This is a genomic window from Streptomyces sp. NPDC048352 (genome assembly GCF_040651895.1).
GTDB lineage: Bacteria > Actinomycetota > Actinomycetes > Streptomycetales > Streptomycetaceae > Streptomyces.
On record NZ_JBEZKZ010000036.1, the window covers coordinates 59,952 to 67,319 of the forward strand.

General features: G+C 73.0%; 7 protein-coding genes and 2 tRNA genes. 5 read left to right on the forward strand and 4 right to left on the reverse strand.

The genetic code is table 11. The features are described from left to right. The first annotated feature begins 43 nt into the window (after positions 1-43). Positions 44-1,483 (forward strand): amino acid permease, encoded by a 1,440-nt coding sequence (locus AB0D45_RS19865; RefSeq protein ID WP_362460695.1) that lies wholly within the window; start codon positions 44-46, stop codon positions 1,481-1,483. 116 nt (positions 1,484-1,599) lie between these two features. Here AB0D45_RS19865 and AB0D45_RS19870 read toward each other — a convergent pair. Together AB0D45_RS19870 and AB0D45_RS19875 are read right to left on the reverse strand one after the other, a co-directional pair. Next, a tRNA-Leu gene (locus AB0D45_RS19870) sits at positions 1,600-1,684 on the reverse strand. Positions 1,685-1,851: 167 nt separating this feature from the next. Next, positions 1,852-1,936, reverse strand: a tRNA-Leu gene (locus tag AB0D45_RS19875). A gap of 169 nt (positions 1,937-2,105) precedes the next feature. On the opposite strand from AB0D45_RS19875, the gene AB0D45_RS19880 reads away from it, so the two are divergent. From AB0D45_RS19880 to AB0D45_RS19890, 3 genes are all read left to right on the forward strand, one after another. Further along, entirely contained in the window at positions 2,106-3,431 is a 1,326-nt protein-coding gene (locus AB0D45_RS19880; protein ID WP_361611391.1) for a M20/M25/M40 family metallo-hydrolase, read from the forward strand. A gap of 175 nt (positions 3,432-3,606) precedes the next feature. Next, entirely contained in the window at positions 3,607-3,840 is a 234-nt protein-coding gene (locus AB0D45_RS19885) for a chaplin (protein WP_361611389.1), read from the forward strand. A gap of 149 nt (positions 3,841-3,989) precedes the next feature. Further along, positions 3,990-4,715, forward strand: a complete 726-nt coding sequence (locus AB0D45_RS19890) for a chaplin family protein (RefSeq protein WP_362460699.1) — start codon at positions 3,990-3,992, stop codon at positions 4,713-4,715. Between the two features lie 39 nt (positions 4,716-4,754). Here AB0D45_RS19890 and AB0D45_RS19895 read toward each other — a convergent pair whose 3' ends face one another. After that, positions 4,755-4,943 (reverse strand): DUF5703 family protein, encoded by a 189-nt coding sequence (locus tag AB0D45_RS19895; RefSeq protein ID WP_361611335.1) that lies wholly within the window; start codon positions 4,941-4,943, stop codon positions 4,755-4,757. 47 nt (positions 4,944-4,990) lie between these two features. On the opposite strand from AB0D45_RS19895, the gene AB0D45_RS19900 reads away from it, so the two are divergent. Next, positions 4,991-5,695, forward strand: coding sequence for a hypothetical protein (locus AB0D45_RS19900; protein WP_362460701.1), 705 nt, complete (start codon positions 4,991-4,993; stop codon positions 5,693-5,695). Positions 5,696-5,756: 61 nt separating this feature from the next. Here AB0D45_RS19900 and AB0D45_RS19905 read toward each other — a convergent pair. Next, positions 5,757-7,368, reverse strand: a 1,612-nt coding sequence (locus AB0D45_RS19905; RefSeq protein WP_362460704.1) for an ATP-binding domain-containing protein, incomplete at its 5' end; no start/stop codon positions are given.

Sequence of the window (7,368 nt, forward strand, 5' to 3'; positions counted from 1 at the left end):
CGGCCCGGCCTGCCTGTCCGACCCCACGAAGGCGAAGTTCCGCATGAGCGATCGCACCTTGACCGAGCCCGCCGCCACGGCGTCCCCCCGCCCTGTCGACGCCGGTGACGAGGGCTACAGCAAGGACCTCAAGTCCCGCCACATCAACATGATCGCCATCGGCGGGGCGATAGGCACCGGCCTGTTCCTCGGCGCCGGAGGCCGCCTCGCCGGCGCCGGCCCCTCCCTGGCCATCGCCTACGCCGTGTGCGGCGTCTTCGCCTTCTTCGTGGTCCGGGCGCTCGGCGAGCTCGTCCTCTACCGCCCCTCCTCGGGCGCGTTCGTCTCGTACGCGCGCGAGTTCATGGGGGAGAAGGGCGCCTACACGGCGGGCTGGCTCTACTTCCTCAACTGGTCCACCACCACCGTGGCCGACATCACCGCCGCCGCGACCTACGCGCACTTCTGGTCGATGTTCACCGACGTCCCCCAGTGGGTGCTCGCCTTCATCGCGCTCGCCGTCGTCCTCACCGCGAACCTGATCTCGGTGAAGTACTTCGGCGAGATGGAGTTCTGGTTCTCCCTGGTCAAGGTCGCCGCCCTGGTCGTCTTCCTGATCGTCGGCATCTACCTCGTCGCCACCAGCCACGACATCGGCGGCAACACCCCCGGCCTGGCCAACATCACCGACAACGGCGGCCTCTTCCCCTCCGGCGTCCTGCCGATGCTCCTCGTCGTCCAGGGCGTGGTCTTCGCGTACGCCTCCGTCGAGCTCTGCGGCGTCGCCGCCGGCGAGACCGAGAACCCCGAGAAGATCATGCCGAAGGCGATCAACTCGATCATGTGGCGCGTGGGCCTCTTCTACGTCGGCTCCGTGGTCCTGCTGGCCCTCCTGCTCCCGTACACCGCGTACTCGGCCGACCAGAGCCCCTTCGTCACCGTGTTCGACAAGCTCGGCGTCCCCGGTGCCGCCGGCATCATGAACCTGGTCGTCCTGACCGCCGCCCTGTCCAGCCTGAACTCCGGCCTCTACTCCACCGGCCGGATCCTGCGCTCGATGGCCATGTCCGGCTCCGCCCCCAAGTTCACCGGCGTCATGAACAAGGGCAAGGTCCCCTACGGCGGCGTCCTCTTCACCGCCGCCTTCGGCGTCGCGGGCGTCGGCCTGAACTACTGGATGCCCGGCGAGGCCTTCGAGATCGTCCTCAACCTCGCCTCCATCGGCATCCTCGGCACCTGGGCCATGGTCATGCTCTGCTCGCTGCTCTTCTGGCGCCGCGCGAAGAACGGCGAGCTCGACCGCCCGGCCTACCGCCTTCCCTGGGCCCCCTACACCCAGATCGTCACCCTGGTCTTCCTGGCTGCGGTCCTGGTCCTGATGTGGAGCGACGGCGGCGTCGGCCGCACCACGGTCATGTTCCTCCCGGGCATCGCCGCCGCACTCGTCGGCGGCTGGTTCCTGGTCCGCCGCCGCGTCGCCGAACTGGCCGCCGCCAACGGCTGACCGGCCCGTACGCGAGAGGCCCCCGGGCCGGGATCCCGCATCCCGGCCCGGGGGCCTCTCCCGTGTGTGGGGCGAAACGAAGAAGGACCCCGCCTCAGCGGGGTCCTTCTCACATGTGTCCGAGGGGGGACTTGAACCCCCACGCCCGATAAAGGGCACTAGCACCTCAAGCTAGCGCGTCTGCCATTCCGCCACCCGGACCGGGTGTGCGCCTCACGTCCCTCGCGGGCCGTTGCGACGTGGAAAACATTACCAAACATTCCGGGGCGGCTCGTCCCCGCCCTCGCCGGCCCCTACGCGGCCCGTTTCCGGCCGCCACCGGGGCGAAACGAAGAAGGACCCCGCCTCAGCGGGGTCCTTCTCACATGTGTCCGAGGGGGGACTTGAACCCCCACGCCCGATAAAGGGCACTAGCACCTCAAGCTAGCGCGTCTGCCATTCCGCCACCCGGACCGGGTGTGCGCCTCACGTCCCTCGCGGGCCGTTGCGACATGGAAAACATTACCAAACCGCCGGGGGTCCTCGATCACACCCCCCGGCGGGCCCGGAACGCCCTTGGGCGGACGGGCCCGGGGCGGGAGGATGGGGGCGGTAGCCGGTACTGATCAGTGGGAGGAACAGCGTGAGCGCAACGGGCGCGGGCAAGGCCGTCTCCGGCGAGGACGAGGTCGTCGACCTCTGCCGGGACCTCATCCGGATCGACACCAGCAACTACGGGGACCACTCGGGCCCCGGCGAGCGCAAGGCGGCCGAGTGGGTCGCCGAGAAGCTGGCCGAGGTCGGGCTGGAGCCGCAGATCTTCGAATCGCACAAGGGGCGCGCCTCGACCGTGGCCCGGATCGAGGGGGAGGACCCCTCACGGCCGGCCCTGCTGATCCACGGGCACACCGACGTGGTGCCCGCCAACGCCGCCGACTGGACCTACGACCCCTTCTCGGGCGAGATCGCCGACGGCTGCGTGTGGGGCCGCGGCGCGGTCGACATGAAGGACATGGACGCGATGACGCTGGCCGTCGTGCGCGACCGCATGCGCAGCGGGCGCAAGCCTCCCCGGGACATCGTGCTGGCCTTCCTCGCGGACGAGGAGGCGGGCGGCACGTACGGCGCCCGGCACCTCGTGGACAAGCACCCCCACCTCTTCGAGGGCGTCACCGAGGCCATCGGCGAAGTGGGCGGCTTCTCCTTCACCGTGAACGAGAACCTGCGCCTCTACCTGGTGGAGACGGCCCAGAAGGGCATGCACTGGATGCGGCTCACGGTCGAGGGCACCGCGGGCCACGGCTCCATGACCAACAACGACAACGCCATCACCGAGCTGTGCGAGGCCGTCGGGCGCCTCGGCCGCCACCAGTGGCCGGTGCGCGTGACGAAGACCGTTCGATCCTTCCTCGACGAACTCTCGGACGCGCTCGGAACCCCGCTCGACCCGGAGAACATGGACGCCACCCTCGCCAAGCTCGGCGGGATCGCCAAGATGGTCGGCGCGACCCTGCGCAACTCCGCCGCCCCGACGATGCTCGGCGCCGGCTACAAGGTCAACGTCATCCCCGGCCAGGCCACCGCGCACGTCGACGGGCGCTTCCTGCCGGGCTACGAGGACGAGTTCTTCGCCGACCTCGACCGGATCCTCGGCCCGCGCGTCAAGCGCGAGGACGTGCACGCCGACAAGGCGCTGGAGACGGACTTCGACGGGCGGCTCGTGGACGCCATGCAGGGCGCCCTGAAGGCCGAGGACCCGATCGCGCGGGCGGTCCCGTACATGCTCTCCGGTGGGACGGACGCCAAGTCCTTCGACGACCTCGGCATCCGCTGCTTCGGCTTCGCGCCGCTCCAGCTGCCGCCGGAGCTGGACTTCGCCGGCATGTTCCACGGCGTGGACGAGCGGGTGCCGGTGGACGGCCTGAAGTTCGGCGTCCGCGTCCTCGACCGGTTCCTCGACAACGCGTGACGCGCGACGCGTGCGGCCTGGTGCCTGACGCCCGATAACGCCGCAGATTCGGGAAGGTGTGCGCATTCCACTGAGAAGAGTGAATGCGCTCATACGCTCGTAGCCCCGGTGAGTCCTCCTCGTTACAGGTGATGCGGTCCGCGGCTGGGACCGCACTTGCCTACTAGGAGGAACAATGCTCAAGAAGGTTGCTGCCGCTGCGGCTGCCACTGGTGGTCTGGTGCTCGCGGGTGCGGGTCTGGCTGTCGCCGACGCGGGTGCCCAGGCTGCGGCCGTCGGCTCCCCCGGTGTCCTGTCCGGCAACGTCGTCCAGGTCCCGATCCACATCCCGGTCAACGTCTGCGGCAACACCGTCAACGTGATCGCGCTGCTGAACCCGGCCTTCGGCAACACCTGCGTCAACGCCTGACGCATCTGAAGTTCTGGCCCCGGGGCGCTGCCAGCGCTCCGGGGCCGCCGGGCTTTTCCGGCCCGGCCGCTCACATTCGGCGCGGCGGGCGGGGGAGCCCGTACGGCCTGCGTGCCGAACGGTACGTACACACCAGGGGACGAGTACAGATGCGACGACCGGTCCAGGTCACGAGGAAGACGCTGATCACCATGGCGGCCGCGGGAGGTGTCCTCGCGTTCGCCGGCGGTCAGGCCCAGGCGGACTCGGGGGCGTCCGGGCACGCCTCGAACTCTCCGGGCCTGCTGTCCGGGAACAACGTGCAGGCGCCGGTGGACACACCGGTGAACGTCTGCGGCAACACGGTGAACGTGGTGGGGGCGCTGAACCCGGCCTTCGGGAACCGCTGCGCAAACCAGTCGGGCAACCCGCGGTACCCGGGTCAGTCCGGCCACCCGGAGCACCCCGGCCACCCGGAGCACCCGGGCCACCCCGGACATCCGGAGCACCCGGACCACCCGGGCCACCCCGGTCACCCCGGGAATCCGGGAGAGCCCGGGCACCCCGGCCACCCGGGGCACCCCGGCCACCCGGGCGGCGGGGACGACGAGCCGTGCGACGAGGACGAGCCCGGGCACCCCGGTACGCCGGGCGGTCAGACGCCGGGCAACCCCGGCACCCCGGCCGGACACACCCCCGCGAACCCGGGCACCCCGGCCTCGCCCGGCACCCCCACCGGCCCGGTCACCCCGGCCGAGCCCGCCGCCCCGGCCGGCCACCACGCCCAGCTCGCCGCCACCGGCTCGGGCGACGCCCTGACCGCCGGCGTGCCGCTCGCCGGCGGCCTGCTGCTGGCCGGCGCCGTGCTCTACCGGCGCGCCCGCAACGCCGCCTGACGGGCACTCACGACGCGGGCCCCGGCAGCGGGGCCCGCGTCACCAGGTCGCGCGGACCTGGCGGATGATCCGGCGGCGCAACCGCACGCGGCGGCTGCCGTCCCGGTGCAGGGTCAGGCGCTCCAGCTCCCAGTTCCCGTATTCCGCATGATCGGTCAGCAGGCGGGTCGCCTCCTTGCGGGGCGTCCCGCGAGGCACGTACACGTCGACGAATTCGTATTCCGGCATCGCATCTATTGTGCGGGCACCGGCCCCCTACGGATAGCGTCTGCACTATGTCTGATGCCGCTCTGCCCACTGTTGCCGAGGTACGCGCCGCCGCCGAGGCGGTCAAGACCGCACTCGACCGTCACCTCGCCGCGGTCGAGGGCAGGATCGGGGACGAGGATCCAGCCGTCTACGCCGCCTTCAACGAACTCGCCGCCGCGGCCGAGGAGTACGACGAACTCCTCTACGACCGCTACGACGAGGTCACCCCCTTCGAGATCCCCGCGCCCGAGACCGGTGCCCCGTTCACCGGCCCCGCCGAACCCGCCGCTTTCAGCGTGCTGATCCGCCGCGACTACGCCGTGGTCGAACCGGCACGGCTGATCGCCCAGGCCGAGCGCGTCGCCGCGCACGACCAGGACGCCGAGCTCCTCGACGACGGCGGTACCGCCGGTGCGCTGGGCGTGCTCTTCGGTGAGTACGAGCCCGACGAGATCGCCTCCCGCTACAAGGAGTTCGGCTTGGAGGAAGGGGACTCCACGCTCTGGGTCGCCGCCCTGGAGGAAGTCGCCGAACCGGGGGACTGGCTCGACTCCCCGTTCCAGCAGACCGACCCGCAGGACGTGCTGCACCGGTTCGACGTGAGCTCCGTCTTCGACGAGGAGCCCGGTTTCGAGGACGAGGACGAGGACGGGGACGAGGAGGGCTTCGAGGCCGCGGCCGGCGCCGACGGCCAGGAGAGCGCCCCCGAATCCGGGCTGACCCCGGCCTGAGAGTTCCCGCACCCGCGTGCCCCCGCCCGTCGCCGGGCGGGGGCACGCGGGCGACCGGCCGTTACGGCTGCTGCTCCTCCTGGGCGGCCGTGAGGGCCCGCAGCAGGCCCGTCAGCCGGGTCGTACGCGGCTTCGGCAGCCCCTGCGCTACCGCCCGCGGCAGCGCCTCGTCCACCCCGTGGACCACGGACAGGTGCCGCTCGGCCCGCCCGAAAGCCGTGTACACCCAGTCCCGGGACAGCGCCTCGGCCGCGTCCCCGGGCAGTACGACGACCACCGCCGGCCAGCGCGCGCCCACGGCCTGGTGCGCGGTCACCGCCCAGCCGTGCCGGACCTGCGCCTCCACCCGCTCCTGCGGTACGACGACCCGCGCGCCCCCCGCGTCCAGGTGCAGCCCCTGCGCGTCGGCCGACACCACCCGGGCCGGCAGCGCCCGTCCCGGCGAGGGCACGTGGACCACCCGGTCGCCGGGGTCGAAGCCGCCGAACCGGCCGGGCCCGGGGTTCAGCCGCTCCTTGAGGGCGGCGTTCAGCGCGCGGGTCCCCGCCGAGCCGCCGTGGCCCGGGGTGATGACCTGCACGGCCTCCGCCGGGATCCCGAAGGCGCGGGGCACCGACTCGGCCACCAGCTGGACGGTGCGGTGCACGGCCTCGCCGGCGTCCCGGACGGGGACGATGACGACCTCCTTGCCGGGGGCGTCGACCCGGTTCAGCTCCCCGATGCCGACTCCCGAGACCAGCTCGCCGATCGGGCCCGGGTCCGGGGTGCGGGACACCACCTGGGGGAAGGCGCGCGCCGCCAGCACGTCGGCGAACACCCGCCCGGGCCCGGCCGACCCGAGCACCCCGGGGTCGCCGGAGAGCACCAGGCGCGCCCCGTCGGGCACGGACTCCACCAGGGCGGCCGCCGTGCCGACGTCCAGCTGGGGCGCGTCGAGGACGATGAGCAGGTCCAGGTCGAAGCGGCCGTCGGCGTCCCGGCCGGGGCCCTCCGTCCCGGCGAGCAGACCGGCCACCGTGACGGCCTCGGCGCCCGCGGCGGCGGGGGCGTGCGCCGCCAGACAGGCCCGCAGCCCAAGCTGCCTCGCGGCCGCCAGCAGGGCCGCGGGCTCGGCCCGCGCGGCCTCGCCGCCGGTGTGGGTGACCAGGCCGTGGGCCGCGACGGCCCGGACCAGTTCGGCGGCGGGGCCGGTGGCGGCCGCCGACCAGTCCGCGGGGCCGCCGAAGGTGCCCGCCAGCCGGGCCAGGCCGTCCGCGAGCGCCTCCTCGGCCAGGGCGTGTTCCTCCAGGCCCACGAGGATGCGCACGGGCTGTTCCTCGTCCTCACCGGCGGGCGGCCCCAGCGGCTCGTGGAACACCAGCACCGCGCCGTCGCCGATGGCCGTCTCCAGCGTCTCGGCCGGGGCCGGCACCCCGTACTGGGCCAGGGCCTTCTCCAGGACCGGGGCCTCCAAGGCGGTGTGCCCCTTGACGGCGGCCTGGTCCAGCAGCCAGCCGAGCACCGCGGCCCCGCGCCGCTCGTCGGCGGGGCCCGCCGCGGGGCCCAGCAGGGCCTGCGCGAAGCCGTCCGCCTGCGTCGGGCGCACCCCGGGGACGGCGAGGAGCCGCCAGGGGTCCTCGGCGAGCTGCTCGGCCGCGCCCTCGCCGAGGGCCTCGGCGGCCTGCCCGGCCAGG

Excerpts from the sequence above, each read along its gene's own strand:
- AB0D45_RS19895 (WP_361611335.1), bottom strand. The coding sequence starts at position 4,943 with ATGCCGGAATACGAATTCGTCGACGTGTACGTGCCTCGCGGGACGCCC.
- AB0D45_RS19865 (WP_362460695.1), top strand. The coding sequence starts at position 44 with ATGAGCGATCGCACCTTGACCGAGCCCGCCGCCACGGCGTCCCCCCGC.
- AB0D45_RS19885 (WP_361611389.1), top strand. The coding sequence starts at position 3,607 with ATGCTCAAGAAGGTTGCTGCCGCTGCGGCTGCCACTGGTGGTCTGGTG.
- AB0D45_RS19900 (WP_362460701.1), top strand. The coding sequence starts at position 4,991 with ATGTCTGATGCCGCTCTGCCCACTGTTGCCGAGGTACGCGCCGCCGCC.
- AB0D45_RS19890 (WP_362460699.1), top strand. The coding sequence starts at position 3,990 with ATGCGACGACCGGTCCAGGTCACGAGGAAGACGCTGATCACCATGGCG.